Raw genomic sequence first — 16141 nt, 5'->3', positions numbered from 1 at the left:
AAAGATGGGATGCGTGTTGCGATGGATCACGGCCGGCGAGTCGCACGGCCCTGCACTGGTGTCGATTCTCGAGGGCATGGTCGCCGGGGTCGAGGTGACCAGCGAGGACATCTCCGCCCAGCTCGCCCGACGGCGACTGGGGTACGGCCGCGGTGCGCGCATGAAGTTCGAGGCCGACCAGGTGACCGTCGTCGGCGGTGTCCGGCACGGGCGCACGCTCGGCGGCCCCGTCGCCATCGAGGTCGCGAACACCGAGTGGCCCAAGTGGGAGCAGGTCATGTCGGCCGATCCGGTCGACCCCGAGGTCCTCGCCGACCTCGCCCGCAACGCCCCCCTCACCCGGCCGCGTCCGGGCCACGCCGACTACTCCGGGATGCTGAAGTACGGCTTCGACGACGCCCGCCCGATCCTCGAGCGGGCCAGCGCGCGCGAGACCGCCGCCCGGGTGGCCGTGGGCACCGTCGCCCGTGCGTTCCTGAAGCAGGTCCTCGGAGTCGAGGTGCTCTCGCACGTCGTCTCGATCGGCGCATCCGACCCCTACGTGGGCCCGGAACCGCTGCCCGGTGACCTCGACGCGATCGACGCCAGCCCCGTCCGGGCGCTGAACTCCGTCGCCGAGCAGTCGATGATCGCCGAGATCGAGGCCGCGAAGCGCGACGGCGACACCCTCGGCGGCGTCGTCGAGGTCGTGGTGCACGGTCTGCCCGTCGGCCTGGGCACCTTCGTCACCGGCGACGGCAAGCTCGACGCGCAACTGGCCGCCGCCCTCATGGGTATCCAGGCGATCAAGGGTGTCGAGGTCGGCGACGGTTTCGAGACGGCCCGTCGCCGCGGCAGCGCCGCCCACGACGAGATCACGCCCGGCGACGACGGCATCGTGCGATCCACCAACCGCGCGGGCGGCATCGAGGGCGGCATGACCAACGGCGCCCCGCTGCGGGTGCGTGCCGCGATGAAGCCGATCTCGACCGTGCCCCGCGCGCTGTCGACGGTCGACATGTCGACCGGTGAGCAGGCCGTCGCCATCCACCAGCGCAGCGACGTCTGCGCCGTGCCGGCCGCCGGTGTGGTCGCGGAGACGATGGTGGCGCTGGTGCTGGCCAAGGCGACCCTGGAGAAGTTCGGCGGCGATTCCGTGGCCGAGACCGCGGACAACGTGCGTCGCTACGTCGAGAACGTGTCCCTGCGCCCCCCGCGATGACCGGGCAGGCCGGAGGCCGGTCGAATGGTCCCGGGCAGGCCGGGGAGAATGACCCCGGGCGGGCCGGAGGCGAGTCGACGGACGGCTCGTCGGCCGAAGTACGACCGCGGGTGGTGCTGATCGGCCCACCGGGGGCGGGGAAGTCGACGATCGGTCGCCGGGTCGCGAAGGCGCTGGGTGTGGAGTTGTACGACACCGACGCGGCGATCGAGGCGCGGACGGGCCGCTCGATTCCGGAGATCTTCGCCGAGGACGGTGAACCGGTGTTCCGGGAGATCGAGGAGCAGGTGGTCGTCGAGTCGCTGCGATCGCAGTCCGGCGTGGTGTCGCTGGGTGGGGGTGCGGTGCTGTCGTCGCGGACGCGGGCGGCGCTGCGCGGGCACACGGTGGTCTACCTGGAACTCGGGATCGGGGAGGGGCTGCGCCGGACGGGGGCGTTGAACGCGAACACCTCGCGTCCGCTGCTGACCGGCGTGGATCCGAAGGCGAAGTACCGCGAACTGATGCGCACGCGCCGTCCGTTGTATCGGGAGGCGGCGACCATCCGCGTCCGCACCGACGGACGCAGTCCGTCTCGCGTGGTGGCCGCGGTGCTCGACCGGCTGGGCGCCCCCCGTGAGGTCGCACCACCGAGGCCGGAGCGGCCGCGGCGAGGACGCACCCGGCGGCGCGCCCGCCGGCAGAACCGCCGCACGCCGGCCGGCGACGCACCGCCACCCGCGGTGTCCGACCGCACGTCACCACCGGGGCCCCGCGCCCCCCGACCCCAGGAGCCGACATGAGCGCAGGAGCCGACATGAGCCCAGCAGCCGACGGACGGACCGATGCCGGGTCCGAGCCGGTCACCATCACCGTGGACAGCGCCGATCCGTACCCCGTGATCATCGGTCGCGGGCTGCTCACGGACCTGGTGGATCACCTGCGTGGCACGCGGACCGTCGCGATCTTCCACCAGCCTCCGCTCGCCGAGACGGCCGAGGTGGTGCGCGCCGCGCTGGCCGAGACGGGCGTCGACGCGCATCGCATCGAGATCCCGGACGCCGAGGACGGCAAGGAACTCCCCGTCGCCGGTTTCTGCTGGGAGGTGCTGGGCCGGATCGGTCTCACGCGCAGCGACGCGGTGGTCGGACTGGGCGGCGGTGCGGCGACGGACCTCGCCGGCTTCGTCGCGGCCACGTGGATGCGCGGCGTACGCGTGGTGCACGTGCCGACGACGCTGCTGGCCATGGTCGACGCCGCGGTCGGCGGCAAGACGGGCATCAACACCGATGCGGGCAAGAACCTCGTGGGCGCGTTCCACGAGCCGTCCGCGGTGCTGGTGGACCTGGCGACCCTCGAGACGGTGCCGCGACACGAGATCGTGGCCGGCATGGCCGAGGTCATCAAGACCGGATTCATCGCCGACCCGGTCATCCTGGATCTCATCGAGGCGGACCCCGCGGCGGCTCTCGATCCCACCGGCGACGTGCTGCCGGAGCTGATCCGGCGGTCCATCGAGGTGAAGGCGCGCGTGGTCGCGGCGGACCTCAAGGAGTCCGATCTGCGGGAGATCCTCAACTACGGTCACACGCTCGGGCACGCCATCGAGCGGCGCGAGAAGTACCGGTGGCGGCACGGGGCCGCGGTGTCGGTGGGCCTGGTCTTCGCGGCGGAACTCGCCCGCGTGGCCGGTCGACTCTCCGACGAGGTGGCCGATCGGCACCGTCGCGTGCTGGAGCTGGTGGGTCTGCCCGTGGGGTACGACGCCGACGCGTTCTCCCAGCTGCTCGAGGGCATGCAGACCGACAAGAAGAACCGCAAGGGTCTCCTGCGCTTCGTGGTGCTCGACGACCTGGCCAAGCCGGGCCGACTCGAGGGGCCGGACCCGTCCCTGCTGGCGGCGGCCTACTCGGCGATCGCCCGCGACGCCGATACGCGGGGTTCGACGACCGTCCTGCTCTAGGTCGGTCGAGTCACTGTCGGTCGCGTGCGGGGGCGAAGACCTCGGTGTCGGCGGTGTCGGTTCCCCGGCCGTCGTCGTCGGTGCTCTCGGTGGCGCGACGCTCGTCGGGGTCGGCGGACCGACGGCGGGGGCCGTCGTCGGTGCCGCGTCGGGCCCACCACCGGCCGATCGTCACGGCGATCACGGCGGGCACGAAAACCAGGAGCACGGTGAACGCGGCGCCGGCGGTGACCTCGAAGACGAGGGTGTTGGCGCTGACGGCGATGTTCGCGATCGCCGTGAACAGCCAGGACAGGAACCCGGCGCCGACGCCCGCGATCAGCGACGCCTTCAGCCAGACCATCGTGTGATCGGTGTCGTCGTGCTCGCCGCGGCGGCCCGAGGCGATGCCGTCCAGGGCGCCCCAGACGAGCGCGACCAGGATCACGGCGATCAGGGTGAGTATCTGCAACATCGAGCCGCTGGTGGGCGCGGCCGCGACGGCCAGTGCCAGCACCACCCGCGCCACCACGTGAACGAGCGCCATCCCCACACCGCGTACCACCCAGCCAGTCATGGAGCACACAGTAGCCATGGGGCCGGTCCGGCGGTACCACCGCGCCGTGACGGTACGTTCGGATGATGCTCTCCGCCGATCATGCCGCCCGCCGCGACGCTCTCCGATCCCTGATCCGTGCGCAGGGGTGGGACGCGATGCTGGTCACCGATCTGCTGAACGTGCGCTACCTGACCGGCTTCTCGGGGTCGAACGCGTCGCTCCTGGTGTCGGCGTCGGACTCCGCCGCGGCGGAGGACCGCACGCTGATCTGCACCGACGGCCGCTACGTCACCCAGGTGGCCGCGCAGGTCCCCGATCTGCTCGCGGTGATCGACCGCGCGGGTCCGCCGCGCCTGCTGGCCGACACCGACGCACGTCGAGTGGGCTTCGAGTCGCACGTGGTGTCGGTGGACGATCATGCGCGCTGGTCCGACGGCGGCGACGTGGAGCTGGTGCGCGCTCGGCGGCCCGTCGAGCAGTTGCGCACGGTCAAGGACGAGACCGAGGTGGCGTTGTTGCGCGAGGCGTGCGGAGTGGCCGACCGCGCCCTGGGCCTGATGATGGAGCGGGGGTCCCTCCGTCCCGGCCGCACGGAGAAGGAGGTGGGGCTCGAGCTCGACCACCTCATGCTGGAGCTGGGAGCCGACGGCATCTCGTTCGAGACCATCGTGGCGGCCGGCGCGAACTCGGCCGTGCCGCACCACCGACCGGACGCCACGGTGCTCGAGCGCGGCGACTTGCTGAAACTCGACTTCGGAGCCGAGGTGGGGGGCTACCACTCCGACATGACCCGCACCGTGGTGCTGGGCGCGGCGCAGGACTGGCAGCGGGAGCTGTACGACCTGGTGGCGCGGTCGCAGGCGGCGGGCCGCGCGGCCCTGCGCCCGGGGGCGGAGGTCCGGGCCGTCGACGGCGCCGCGCGCGCGGTGATCGACGAGGCCGGGTACGGCGAGCTGTTCCTCCACGGCCTCGGGCACGGTGTCGGCCTCGAGATCCACGAAGCGCCGGGAATCGGTGCCACCGGCACCGGTACACTGCTTGCCGGTGCAGCGGTGACGGTGGAGCCCGGCGTGTACTTCTCCGGTCGCGGAGGCGTACGGATCGAGGACACGCTCATCGTCCGTGAGGACGAGCCGGAACTGCTCACGCTGACCAGCAAGGAGTTCACCGTCCTCTGACGGCCCCATCCCGTGCCTGCTTGCGGCGCACGGTGCGGTGCGCCGGACGGTGTGCCCGACCCGAGAGCGCTCACCCGAGGGTGCTCACCGCGACACGAGGAGATGCGAAGCACGTGGCTTCCACCAGTGATTTCAAGAACGGGCTCGTCCTGAACATCGACGGCCTGCTCTGGTCGATCATCGAGTTCCAGCACGTCAAGCCGGGCAAGGGACCCGCCTTCGTGCGGACGAAGCTCAAGAACGTCACGTCCGGCAAGGTGGTCGACAAGACCTTCAACGCGGGCGTGAAGGTGGAGACCGCCACGGTCGACCGCCGCGACATGACGTACCTGTACCACGACGGCAGCGACTACGTCTTCATGGACGGCGACACCTACGACCAGATCTCCATCGGCGAGGCCACCATCGGCGACGGGGCCCGTTTCCTGCTCGAGAACATGACCGTGCAGGTCGCGATGCACGAGGGTCTGCCGCTGTACGTCGAGTTGCCCGTCACCGTCGAGCTGGTCGTCCAGCACACCGATCCGGGCCTGCAGGGCGACCGCTCCACCGGCGGCACCAAGCCGGCCACCCTCGAGACCGGCGCCGAGATCAGCGTCCCGCTGTTCATCAACACCGGCGACAAGCTCAAGGTCGACTCGCGTGACGGCAACTACCTCGGGCGTGTGAATTCCTGAGTGAGCGAGTCCCACAAGACCGGACGGCCGGCCCCGAAGAAGCTCGGCGCGCGACACAAGGCGCGCCGACGCGCCGTCGACTTCCTGTTCGAGGCCGAGGCCCGCGATCTCGACCCGGTGGCACTCGCCGCTGATCGTCGCGCGCTCTCGGCCGAGGACGACGCCGTCGCTCCGGTCAACGCGTACACCGACACCCTGGTCACGGGTGTGGCCGAGAGTCTGGACCGCATCGACTCGGTCATCGCCGATCACCTCCACCAGTGGACGCTGACGCGCCTGCCGGCGGTCGACCGCGCGATTCTGCGCGTCGCCGTCTGGGAGTTGCTCAACGCGGCCGACGTGCCGCCGGTGGTGGCCGTCGACGAGGCCGTGGAGTTGGCCAAGCAGCTCTCGACCGACGACTCGCCGTCGTTCGTCAACGGCGTTCTGGGTCAGATCGTGTCGGTGGCTCCGCAGGTGCGGGCGGCTGCCGCCGCGCGGCCGGTGGCCGAGCGCGAGACGGCGACCGACCCGGGGGAGAGCGCCGACTAGGCACCCCCGGTGCCTCGCCGGGCGCGTTGGTAGACTGCGTCCGCACGACATCCTTTAACGATCCGTCCCGTGAGGCGGAGAAGGAGGTCCCGTTTCTCGTGTCCGGAGACGAGAGCGCTACCCACCACAGCCGCGAGCTGCTGTCCACCGCCGACGTCGGCCGGACCATCGCTCGGATGGCTCATCAGATCATCGAGAAGACCGCGTACGGGTCGGCCGATGCGCCGCCGCTGGTGCTGCTCGGTATCCCGACCCGCGGGTCGACGCTCGCGCAGCGTCTCGCGGTTCGCATCGAGGAGTTCGCCGGCGCTCGGCCGCCCGTCGGGTCGCTCGACATCACCCTGTACCGGGACGACCTGCGCACCAAGCCGCACCGGGCGCTGGAACGGACGTCGGTGCCTGACGCCGGAGTGGACGGGGCCCTCGTGGTCCTGGTCGACGACGTCCTGTTCTCCGGTCGCTCGGTGCGCGCCGCTCTCGACGCGCTCCGCGACCTCGGCCGGCCCCGGGCGGTGCAGTTGGCGGTGCTGGTCGACCGCGGCCACCGCGAGCTGCCGCTGCGCGCCGACTACGTCGGCAAGAACGTGCCGACGGCGCGGTCGGAGGACGTGTCGGTTCTCCTCGCCGAGCACGACGATCGCGACGGGGTGGAGATCCGGTCCGGGGAGGACGCCCGATGACCCGCCATCTGCTGACCACCGCCGCCCTCGGCCGGGACGAGGCCACGGAGATCCTCGACGAGGCCGAGCGCTTCGAGCAGGCCCTGCTCGGCCGCGACGTGAAGAAGCTGCCCACGCTGCGCGGCAAGACCGTGATGACGGTGTTCTACGAGAACTCCACCCGCACCCGGGTGTCCTTCGAGGTCGCCGGCAAGTGGATGAGCGCCGACGTCATCAACGTCAGCGCCTCGAGCTCGTCGGCGTCCAAGGGCGAGTCGCTGCGGGACACCGCGCTCACGCTGCGGGCGGCGGGGGCGGACGCGCTGGTGGTGCGCCATCCCGCGTCGGGTGCGGCGCACCGGATCGCCGAGTGGACCGCCGAGGCCGACGGCTCTGGTCCCGCCGTGGTCAACGCCGGGGACGGCACCCACGAGCATCCGACGCAGGCGCTGCTCGACGCCCTGACGTTGCGTCAGCGGCTCGGGAGTATCGAGGGACGACGCATCGCGATCGTCGGCGACGTCCTGCACAGCCGGGTCGCCCGGTCCAACGCGACGTTGCTCGCTACCCTCGGCGCCGAGGTCGTCGTGATCGCCCCGCGCACGCTGCTGCCCGTGGGCATCGAGACCTGGCCTGTCACGGTGGCGTCGTCGCTCGACGCGGAGCTGCCCGCGCTGGACGCGGTGATGATGCTGCGTGTGCAGGCGGAGCGCATGAACGGCGGGTTCTTCCCGTCCGCGCGGGAGTACTCGATCGGGTACGGGCTGAGTCAGCGCCGGTTCGAGATGCTCCCCGAGCACGCCGTGGTGCTGCACCCCGGCCCGATGCTGCGGGGCATGGAGATCGGCTTCTCCGTCGCCGACGCCCCCGACACCGCTGTCCTGCAACAGGTTCGAAACGGAGTTCACGTGCGCATGGCGGTGCTGTTCCGCCTTCTCATCGGATCGGAGGAGACGCGATGACGCTGCTGCTGCGCCGGGTCCGGCCCTACGGGGAAGGCGACCCGGTGGACGTCCTGATCGAGGACGGGGTCGTCGCCGAGATCGGCACCGATCTGAGCGCCCCGTCGGCGGAGATCGTCGACGGCGGGGGAGCGATCCTGCTGCCCGGGTTCGTCGACCTGCACACCCACGTCCGCGAGCCGGGACGCGAGGACACCGAGACCATCGAGTCCGGGTCCGCCGCGGCGGCGCGCGGGGGATACACCGCGATCTTCGCCATGGCGAACACCTCGCCGGTGGCCGACTCGGTGGTGGTCACCGATCACGTGTGGCGTCGCGGCCGCGAGGTCGGCCTGGTCGACATCCACCCCGTCGGCGCGGTGACGGTGGGGCAGAAGGGCGAGGCCCTGGCCGAGATGGGGACGATGCACGCCGGTGAGGCCGGGGTGCGCATGTTCTCCGACGACGGTCACTGCGTCGCCGACCCGCTGCTCATGCGGCGCGCGCTCGAGTACGCGGCGGGACTCGGCGTGCTCGTCGCACAGCACGCCGAGGAGCCGCGCCTGACCGAGAACGCCGTGGCGCACGAAGGGGCGACGGCGTCCCGGCTCGGGCTGGCCGGCTGGCCGCGTTCCGCCGAGGAGGCCATCGTGGCGCGCGACGCGATCCTGGCCCGCGACGCCGGCGCCCGCGTGCACATCTGCCACGCCTCGACCGCGGGGACGGTGCTGCTGCTGGACTGGGCGAAGAAGCAGGGCATCGCCATCACCGCCGAGGTCACCCCGCACCACCTCTTCCTCGACGACTCCCGGCTCGAGACCTACGACGCCGTCAACCGGGTGAACCCGCCGCTGCGCGAGGCCTCCGACGTCGCCGCACTGCGTGAGGCCTTGGCGTCCGGCGTCGTGGACTGCGTGGCCACCGACCACGCACCGCACGCCGAGCAGGACAAGTGCTGCGAGTTCTCGCAGGCCCGCCCGGGCATGCTCGGACTCGAGACCGCGCTGTCGGTGGTGGTGGCCTCGATGGTCGAGACGGGCCTGCTGGACTGGCGCGGCGTCGCCCGCGTGATGAGCGAGCGGCCGGCGGAGATCGTCGGGCTCACCGATCAGGGGCGGCCGATCGCCGTCGGCGAGCCGGGCACGGTGACGCTGGTCGACCCGGACGCGCGCTGGACCGTCGCCGCGCAGGAGCTCGCGTCGCTGTCTGCCAACACGCCCTTCGACGCGCTGGAGTTGCCGGCGGTGGTGACGGCCACGGTGCTCCGCGGCCGGGTCACGCACCGCCGGACGGAAAGGACGGTGTCCTGATGGATCGAGTGCTCCTGGTTCTGGGGTTCCTGTTGTTCTGGTTGGCGATGATCGCGCTGATCCTGTGGGGCTGGCGAAACCGTCAGAAGCGTCAGCAGGACGTGATCGGTGAGCTGCCGGCCGTGCCGGACGACCTCGGCGCCGTCGTCGTCCCGCCCTGCACGGGCCTCTACGTCGGGTCGACCATCGCACCGAGCTGGCAGAACCGCATCGCGGTCGGTGATCTCGGACACCGCGCCACCGGCACCCTCACGCGCTACGAGGCGGGCATCCTCCTCGAGCGCACGGGCGAGTCCGACGTCTTCGCGCCGACCGACTCGCTCCGTGCGATCCGCACCGAACGAGGACTGGCCGGCAAGGTCATGACCCGCGACGGACTGCTGGTGATCCGGTGGCAGCTGCCCACCGGCACCGAGATCGACACCGGCTTCCGAGCCGACGACAAATCGGTCTACCCCGCCTGGGTGGACCGCCACGACACCCCCACGGACGACGGTCCGGGGGATACCGACGAGAAGGAGACGGCGTGAGCAAGCCCGACGCCGCGGCACTGGTCCTCGAGGACGGGCGGGTCTTCCGCGGAGCCGCGTACGGTGCCGTGGGACAGACCCTCGGCGAGGCTGTGTTCTGCACCGGCATGACCGGCTACCAGGAGACGTTGACCGACCCCAGCTACCACCGTCAGATCGTGGTCGCCACCGCACCGCAGGTGGGCAACACCGGCTGGAACGGCGAGGACAACGAGTCCGTCGGACCCGACGGATCCGCGGACGATTCCCGGATGTGGGTCGCCGGATTCGCCATTCGCGACGCGAGCCGCCGCGCCTCGAGCTGGCGCTCCAACGGCACGCTCGACGACGAGATGCGTCGCCAGGACGTCGTCGGGATCGCCGAGATCGACACCCGCGCCGTGGTGCGTCACCTGCGTACCCGCGGGTCGATGAAGGCGGGCATCTTCTCCGGCGACGCGCTCGCCGACCTCGACACCCTCGTCGACCGGGTGCAGTCCCAGCCGTCGATGGCCGGCGCCGACCTCGCGGGCGAGGTCAGCACCACGTCGGGCTACGTCGTCGAACCGGAGGGCGGTGAGGCGCGGTACTCCGTGGTGGCGGTGGACCTCGGCATCAAGTCCAACACCCCGCGCATGTTCGCGCGGCGCGGCATCCGCGTCCACGTGGTCCCGGCGAACGCCACCATCGACCAGGTGCGCGACATCGGCGCCGACGGCTTCTTCCTCTCCAACGGCCCCGGCGATCCGGCGACCGCCGATGCGACGGTCCGTCTGACCGAGCAGGTCCTCGGCGACGGGACGCCGATGTTCGGCATCTGCTTCGGCAACCAGATCCTCGGGCGCGCGCTCGGCCGCGCGACCTACAAGATGAAGTTCGGCCACCGCGGACTGAACATCCCGGTGATCGAGCACGACACCGGACGGATCGCGATCACGTCGCAGAACCACGGCTTCGCGCTCGAGGGCGAGGCGGGGGAGGAGTTCGACACCCCCTTCGGCCGCGCCGTCGTCAGCCACACCTGCGCGAACGACGGTGTGGTGGAAGGTGTTCGCCTGCTGGACGATTCGGCCTTCTCGGTGCAGTACCACCCGGAGGCGGCCGCGGGTCCGCACGACGCCGAGTACCTCTTCGACCGGTTCCTGACCCTCCTCGACAAGAAAGTCGGCAAGTAATGCCACGGCGTACCGACCTGAAGCACATCCTGGTCATCGGCTCCGGGCCGATCGTCATCGGACAGGCCTGCGAGTTCGACTACTCCGGCACCCAGGCCTGCCGCGTCCTGCGCGAGGAAGGCCTGCGCGTCAGCCTGGTCAACTCCAACCCCGCCACGATCATGACCGACCCCGAGTTCGCGGACTCGACCTACGTCGAGCCGATCACGGCGTCGTTCGTGGAGAAGGTCATCGAGAAGGAGGCCGCGGCCGGCCATCCCATCGACGCCGTGCTGGCGACTCTCGGTGGTCAGACCGCACTGAACTGCGCGGTGGCGCTGCACGAGCAGGGCATCCTGGCCAAGCACGACGTCGAGCTCATCGGCGCGGACTTCGACGCCATCCAGCGCGGCGAGGACCGGCAGAAGTTCAAGGACATCGTGGCGAAGGTCGGCGGCGAGAGCGCCCGTTCGCGCGTCTGCTACACGATGGACGAGGTCCACGACACCGTGGCCGAGCTCGGTCTGCCGGTGGTCATCCGCCCGAGCTTCACCATGGGTGGACTCGGCTCCGGCATGGCCTACACGCACGAGGATCTCGACCGGCTCGCCGGCGGCGGCCTCGCCGCGTCGCCCTCGGCCAACGTGCTCATCGAGGAATCCATCTACGGATGGAAGGAGTACGAGCTCGAGCTGATGCGCGACAACCGCGACAACGTGGTGATCGTCTGCTCGATCGAGAACGTCGACCCCATGGGCGTGCACACCGGCGACTCGATGACGGTGGCGCCGGCCATGACGCTGACCGACCGCGAGTACCAGACCATGCGCGATCTCGGCATCGCGATCCTGCGCGAGGTCGGCGTCGACACCGGCGGCTGCAACATCCAGTTCGCGATCAACCCCGCGGACGGCCGTCTCATCGTCATCGAGATGAACCCGCGTGTGTCCCGGTCGAGTGCGCTGGCCTCGAAGGCGACGGGCTTCCCGATCGCCAAGATCGCCGCGAAGCTCGCGGTGGGCTACTCGCTGGACGAGATCGTCAACGACATCACCCGCGAGACCCCCGCCTGTTTCGAGCCCACGCTCGACTACGTGGTGGTCAAGGCTCCGCGCTTCGCGTTCGAGAAGTTCCCCGGCGCCGACGGCACGCTCACCACGACCATGAAGTCGGTCGGCGAGGCGATGGCCCTCGGCCGCAACTTCACGGAGGCGCTGGGCAAGGTGCTCCGGTCGCTCGAGACCAAGGCCACCGGCTTCTGGACGGTGTCCGACGACGTCCTGGCCGGCGAGCGGGCCCGCGACCTCGACGCCGTGCTCGCGGACCTGAAGGTCGCCACCGAGGGCCGCATCTACGACGTCGAGCTCGCGCTCCGACTCGGCGGCACGGTCGAGCAGGTCGCGGCGGCGTCCGGAGTCGATCCGTGGTTCGTCGACGAGATCGCCGGACTGGTCGAGCTGCGCACCCGCCTCCTCGACGCCCCGGTGGTCGACGAGGATCTGCTGCGCCGGGCGAAGCACGCCGGTCTGTCGGATCGTCAGATCGCCGCGCTGCGTCCGGAGCTCGCCGGCGAGGACGGGGTGCGCTCGCTGCGCCACCGGCTCGGCGTGCGGCCGGTGTTCAAGACGGTCGACACCTGCGCCGCGGAGTTCGAGGCCAAGACGCCGTATCACTACTCGTCCTACGAGCTCGACCCCGGCGCGGAGACCGAGGTCGCTCCGCAGACCGAGCGCGGCAAGGTCCTGATCCTCGGATCGGGTCCCAACCGCATCGGCCAAGGCATCGAGTTCGACTACTCGTGCGTCCATGCGGCCACCACGCTGTCCGCGGCGGGCTACGAGACCGTCATGGTCAACTGCAACCCCGAGACCGTCTCGACGGACTACGACACCGCCGACCGCCTCTACTTCGAGCCGCTGACGTTCGAGGACGTGCTCGAGGTGTATCTGGCGGAGAAGGAATCCGGGTCCGGTGGCCCGGGCGTGGTGGGGGTGCTCTGCCAGCTCGGCGGTCAGACCCCGCTGGGTCTGGCGCAGCGGCTGCAGGACGCCGGTGTGCCGATCGTGGGCACCTCGCCCGAGGCCATCGACCTCGCCGAGGACCGCAAGGAGTTCGGCGAGGTCCTCGTGGCCGCCGGACTCCCGGCGCCCAAGTTCGGCACCGCCACCACCTTCGACGGGGCCAAGCGCATCGCGGGCGAGATCGGCTACCCGGTCCTGGTCCGGCCGTCGTACGTCCTCGGCGGGCGCGGCATGGAGATCGTCTACGACGAGGCGTCACTGGACGACTACATCTCTCGCTCCACCGAACTGACGCCCGAGCATCCGGTGCTGGTGGACCGGTTCCTCGAGGACGCGATCGAGATCGACGTCGACGCGCTGTGCGACGGCACCGAGGTCTACCTCGGCGGCGTCATGGAGCACATCGAGGAGGCCGGCATCCACTCCGGCGACTCCGCGTGCGCCCTGCCGCCGATCACCCTCGGCCGCACCGACATCGACGCGGTGCGTCGGTCCACCGAGGCGCTCGCTCGGGGCATCGGCGTGCGCGGCCTGCTGAACGTGCAGTACGCCCTCAAGGACGACGTGCTGTACGTGCTCGAGGCCAATCCCCGCGCGTCGCGCACGGTGCCGTTCGTCTCCAAGGCGACGGCGGTGCCGCTGGCCAAGGCGGCCGCCCGGATCGCGCTCGGCGCCACCATCGCCGAACTGCGGGCCGACGGTGTGCTGCCGGCCGAGGGCGACGGCGGGCACGCCGCGTTCGACGCGCCGGTGGCGGTGAAGGAGGCCGTGCTGCCCTTCAACCGCTTCCGCAAGGCCGACGGCAGCAGCGTCGAATCGCTGCTCAGCCCGGAGATGAAGTCCACCGGCGAGGTCATGGGCATCGACGCCGACTTCGGCACCGCTTTCGCCAAGTCGCAGACGGCCGCCTACGGGTCGCTGCCGCTGTCCGGCTCGATCTTCGTGTCCATCGCCAACCGCGACAAGCGCTCGATGGTGTTCCCGGTCAAGCGGCTCGCGGACCTCGGGTTCCGCATCCTCGCCACCGAGGGCACCGCGGAGATGTTGCGCCGCAACGGCATCGCGAGCGACGTCGTCCGCAAGCACTCCGACGTGGTCGCCGAGGGGGAGCGCACCGTGGTCGACCTCATCAAGGACGGCGAGGTGCACATGGTGTTCAACACCCCGTTCGGCAACAACGGGCCGCGCGTCGACGGTTACGAGATCCGCAGCGCCGCCGTCGCCCGCAACATCCCGTGCATCACCACGGTGCAGGGCGCGGCCGCGGCCGTGCAGGGCATCGAGGCGAGCATCCGCGGCGACATCGGGGTGCAGTCACTGCAGGATCTGCACAGCACGCTCGAGGCCTACTCCACCGCCGGGGAGGGCCCGGCCACCGGAGTGGCAGTCTCCTCGTGACGGGTCCGGTGACGGGACGGTGGCGGACCCGCCTCGAGGCGGCCGTCACCGCCCGGGGGCGGCTGTGCGTGGGCATCGACCCCCACGCCGGGCTGCTCGCGTCGTGGGGCCTCGAGGACACCGCCGACGGGCTCGCCGCGTTCGCCGACGCCTGCGTGGCGGCGTTCGCGGACGAGGTCGCCGTGGTCAAGCCGCAGGTAGCCTTCTTCGAACGCTTCGGGTCGGCGGGCTACGCGGTGCTCGAACGCACCATCGCGTCCCTGCGGTCGGCGCGCGTCCTCGTGGTCGCCGACGCCAAGCGCGGGGACATCGGGAGCACCTCGGACGCCTACGCGGCCGCCTGGCTGGACCCGTCGTCGCCGCTGGCCTCCGACGCCGTGACGGTGTCGCCGTACCTCGGTCCGGGTGCCCTCGAGCCGTTCGTGCGCCACGCGAGCGCGCACGGGGCCGGCCTGTTCGTCCTCGCGCGGACCTCCAACCCCGAGGGGGAGACGGTACAGACCGCGCGGACGGGATCCGGCGAGACCGTCGCCCAGCACGTCGTGGCGTCCGCGGAGGCGGTGAACCGGGACACCGGGGACGCCGTTGCCGGTCTGGTGGTCGGCGCGACACGCGGACACGGGCTCGATCTGCGGGATTTCTCGGGCCCGATCCTGGCGCCGGGGCTCGGCGCCCAGGGGGCGTCGGCGGACGATCTCCCGGCCCTGTTCGACGGCGTCTCGAAGCTGTTGCTGCCCAACTCATCTCGCGACGTCGCCCGGCACGGGCCGGACGTGGCCGCGCTCCGCGACGCCGCGCGGCGGGTCCGTGACGAGGTCGAACGCGCCCTCGCATAGCCGACGCACCGTCCGCGACACGGGCGGGGGGCCGGTTCGCAATCGCGGGCAGGCCCGACTACGGTCGCTATCGCCGCTGGTCGACACCGGTGGCACACCGGTCGACCGACCTCTCCGCCGTGCCGAACCCCGAACGGGACACACCGTCTCGGACGCGCCGTTCGGCACCGACGGATCGCGGACGCCGACCGATACACAAACGACGAGACGGAGGAACCGTGGCCCTTCCCCAGTTGACCGACGAGCAGCGGGCTGCTGCTCTGGAGAAGGCGGCAGCTGCACGTCGTGCCAGGGCAGAGCTCAAGGAGCGCCTCAAGCGCGGCGGCACCGACCTGAAGCAGGTGCTCAAGGATGCCGAAGAGGACGAGATCCTCGGCAAGATGAAGGTCTCGGCGCTGCTCGAGGCCCTGCCCAAGGTGGGCAAGGTCAAGGCGCAGGAGATCATGACCGAACTGGAGATCGCACCCACGCGTCGTCTCCGCGGTCTCGGCGATCGTCAGCGCAAGGCGCTGCTCGCTCGGTTCGATTTCGAAGCCTGACCGGGAGCGTGTCCGGTAGTGACACCCGGACGTCCGCGTCCGGCAGTGACACGACCACGCGGAGGGGCCGGCTGGTGGTACTGGCCGGCCCCTCCGCCGTCGGGAAGTCGACCGTGGTGGCGCGGGTTCGAGCCGCGCTCCCGGACCTGTTCTTCAGCGTGTCCGCCACCACGCGCGCACCCCGGCCCGGCGAGGTCGACGGGCGGGACTATCGCTTCGTCGCGCCCGAGGAGTTCGATCGCATGATCGCGGCCGGTGACCTGCTCGAGTGGGCGGAGATCCACCGCGGCCTGCACCGCAGCGGCACCCCGGCGGAACCCGTGCGCCGCGCTCTCGCGGCCGGTGCGCCCGTGCTGCTCGAGGTCGACCTGCAGGGCGCCCGCGCCGTGCGGGCCGCCGCGCCCGAGGCGCAGCTCGTCTTCCTCGCCCCGCCGTCCTGGGACGACCTGGTGACCCGGTTGACCGGTCGCGGCACCGAACCACCGGACGTCGTCGCCCGGCGGTTGGAGACCGCGCGGGAGGAACTGGACGCGCAGGGCGAGTTCGACACGGTCGTGGTGAACGACGATGTCGAGCGAGCGAGTGCCCAGTTGGTATCCTTGTTGGTCGACGGCGACCCGGTGGGCCACGGTGCCCCCGGTGACGGCCGTCCCTAGTCGGAGCATCCGCTCCGGCCACAGCGTTCGAAAAGCATTCAGGAGCACTTC

General features: G+C 71.1%; 16 protein-coding genes. 15 read left to right on the top strand and 1 reads right to left on the bottom strand.

From position 1 onward, the window contains the following. Positions 1-4: 4 nt before the first annotated feature. The 3 genes from aroC (at position 5) to aroB (ending at position 3143) form a co-directional block, all read left to right on the top strand. Positions 5-1201: a chorismate synthase gene (gene aroC, locus HQ603_RS05715; RefSeq protein ID WP_222683573.1), complete on the top strand. Its 1197-nt coding sequence runs from the start codon at positions 5-7 to the stop codon at positions 1199-1201. A gap of 110 nt (positions 1202-1311) precedes the next feature. Beyond that, positions 1312-1983 carry a shikimate kinase gene (locus tag HQ603_RS05710; protein ID WP_371830968.1) on the top strand — a complete coding sequence of 224 codons (672 nt, stop codon included), beginning with the start codon at positions 1312-1314 and terminating at the stop codon, positions 1981-1983. A gap of 14 nt (positions 1984-1997) precedes the next feature. Further along, positions 1998-3143 (top strand): 3-dehydroquinate synthase, encoded by a 1146-nt coding sequence (aroB, locus tag HQ603_RS05705; protein WP_222683571.1) that lies wholly within the window; start codon positions 1998-2000, stop codon positions 3141-3143. A gap of 10 nt (positions 3144-3153) precedes the next feature. Here aroB and HQ603_RS05700 read toward each other — a convergent pair whose 3' ends face one another. Beyond that, entirely contained in the window at positions 3154-3699 is a 546-nt protein-coding gene (locus tag HQ603_RS05700) for a B-4DMT family transporter (RefSeq protein WP_222683570.1), read from the bottom strand. Between the two features lie 65 nt (positions 3700-3764). On the opposite strand from HQ603_RS05700, the gene HQ603_RS05695 reads away from it, so the two are divergent. The 12 genes from HQ603_RS05695 to gmk all read left to right on the top strand — a co-directional run bounded on the left by HQ603_RS05695 (position 3765) and on the right by gmk (position 16090). Then, entirely contained in the window at positions 3765-4859 is a 1095-nt protein-coding gene (locus tag HQ603_RS05695) for a M24 family metallopeptidase (protein ID WP_222683730.1), read from the top strand. A gap of 113 nt (positions 4860-4972) precedes the next feature. Then, positions 4973-5536 (top strand): elongation factor P, encoded by a 564-nt coding sequence (efp, locus tag HQ603_RS05690; protein WP_222683569.1) that lies wholly within the window; start codon positions 4973-4975, stop codon positions 5534-5536. After that, positions 5537-6067, top strand: coding sequence for a transcription antitermination factor NusB (nusB, locus tag HQ603_RS05685; RefSeq protein ID WP_222683568.1), 531 nt, complete (start codon positions 5537-5539; stop codon positions 6065-6067). It begins immediately after the preceding gene. 98 nt (positions 6068-6165) lie between these two features. Then, positions 6166-6747: a bifunctional pyr operon transcriptional regulator/uracil phosphoribosyltransferase PyrR gene (gene pyrR / locus HQ603_RS05680; RefSeq protein ID WP_222683567.1), complete on the top strand. Its 582-nt coding sequence runs from the start codon at positions 6166-6168 to the stop codon at positions 6745-6747. After that, positions 6744-7688 carry an aspartate carbamoyltransferase catalytic subunit gene (locus HQ603_RS05675; RefSeq protein WP_222683566.1) on the top strand — a complete coding sequence of 315 codons (945 nt, stop codon included), beginning with the start codon at positions 6744-6746 and terminating at the stop codon, positions 7686-7688. The genes pyrR and HQ603_RS05675 overlap by 4 nt, the downstream gene beginning before the upstream one ends. Beyond that, entirely contained in the window at positions 7685-8977 is a 1293-nt protein-coding gene (locus HQ603_RS05670; RefSeq protein ID WP_222683565.1) for a dihydroorotase, read from the top strand. Before HQ603_RS05675 ends, HQ603_RS05670 begins: the two co-directional genes overlap by 4 nt. After that, complete coding sequence (locus HQ603_RS05665; RefSeq protein WP_222683564.1) at positions 8977-9507, top strand: PH-like domain-containing protein; 531 nt, start codon at positions 8977-8979, stop codon at positions 9505-9507. The genes HQ603_RS05670 and HQ603_RS05665 overlap by 1 nt, the downstream gene beginning before the upstream one ends. After that, on the top strand, positions 9504-10661 hold the full coding sequence (gene carA / locus HQ603_RS05660; RefSeq protein ID WP_222683563.1) for a glutamine-hydrolyzing carbamoyl-phosphate synthase small subunit: 1158 nt from the start codon (positions 9504-9506) through the stop codon (positions 10659-10661). The genes HQ603_RS05665 and carA overlap by 4 nt, the downstream gene beginning before the upstream one ends. After that, positions 10661-14059 (top strand): carbamoyl-phosphate synthase large subunit, encoded by a 3399-nt coding sequence (carB, locus tag HQ603_RS05655; RefSeq protein ID WP_222683562.1) that lies wholly within the window; start codon positions 10661-10663, stop codon positions 14057-14059. The genes carA and carB overlap by 1 nt, the downstream gene beginning before the upstream one ends. A gap of 8 nt (positions 14060-14067) precedes the next feature. After that, the gene (gene pyrF, locus HQ603_RS05650; protein WP_222683729.1) at positions 14068-14895 is read left to right on the top strand and encodes an orotidine-5'-phosphate decarboxylase; all 828 of its coding nucleotides are present in this window, start codon (positions 14068-14070) and stop codon (positions 14893-14895) included. 218 nt (positions 14896-15113) lie between these two features. Further along, positions 15114-15434 (top strand): integration host factor, actinobacterial type, encoded by a 321-nt coding sequence (gene mihF, locus HQ603_RS05645; RefSeq protein ID WP_068101046.1) that lies wholly within the window; start codon positions 15114-15116, stop codon positions 15432-15434. A 74-nt stretch (positions 15435-15508) separates the two neighbouring features. Continuing rightward, positions 15509-16090: a guanylate kinase gene (gene gmk, locus HQ603_RS05640; RefSeq protein ID WP_222683561.1), complete on the top strand. Its 582-nt coding sequence runs from the start codon at positions 15509-15511 to the stop codon at positions 16088-16090. The last annotated feature ends 51 nt before the right edge of the window (positions 16091-16141 follow it).

Source organism: Rhodococcoides corynebacterioides (assembly GCF_019834675.1).
In the GTDB taxonomy this organism is placed as follows: domain Bacteria; phylum Actinomycetota; class Actinomycetes; order Mycobacteriales; family Mycobacteriaceae; genus Rhodococcoides; species Rhodococcoides corynebacterioides_A.
The sequence above is the reverse complement of the archived record's forward strand: the minus strand, read 5'-3'. Positions and strand labels throughout refer to the sequence as shown.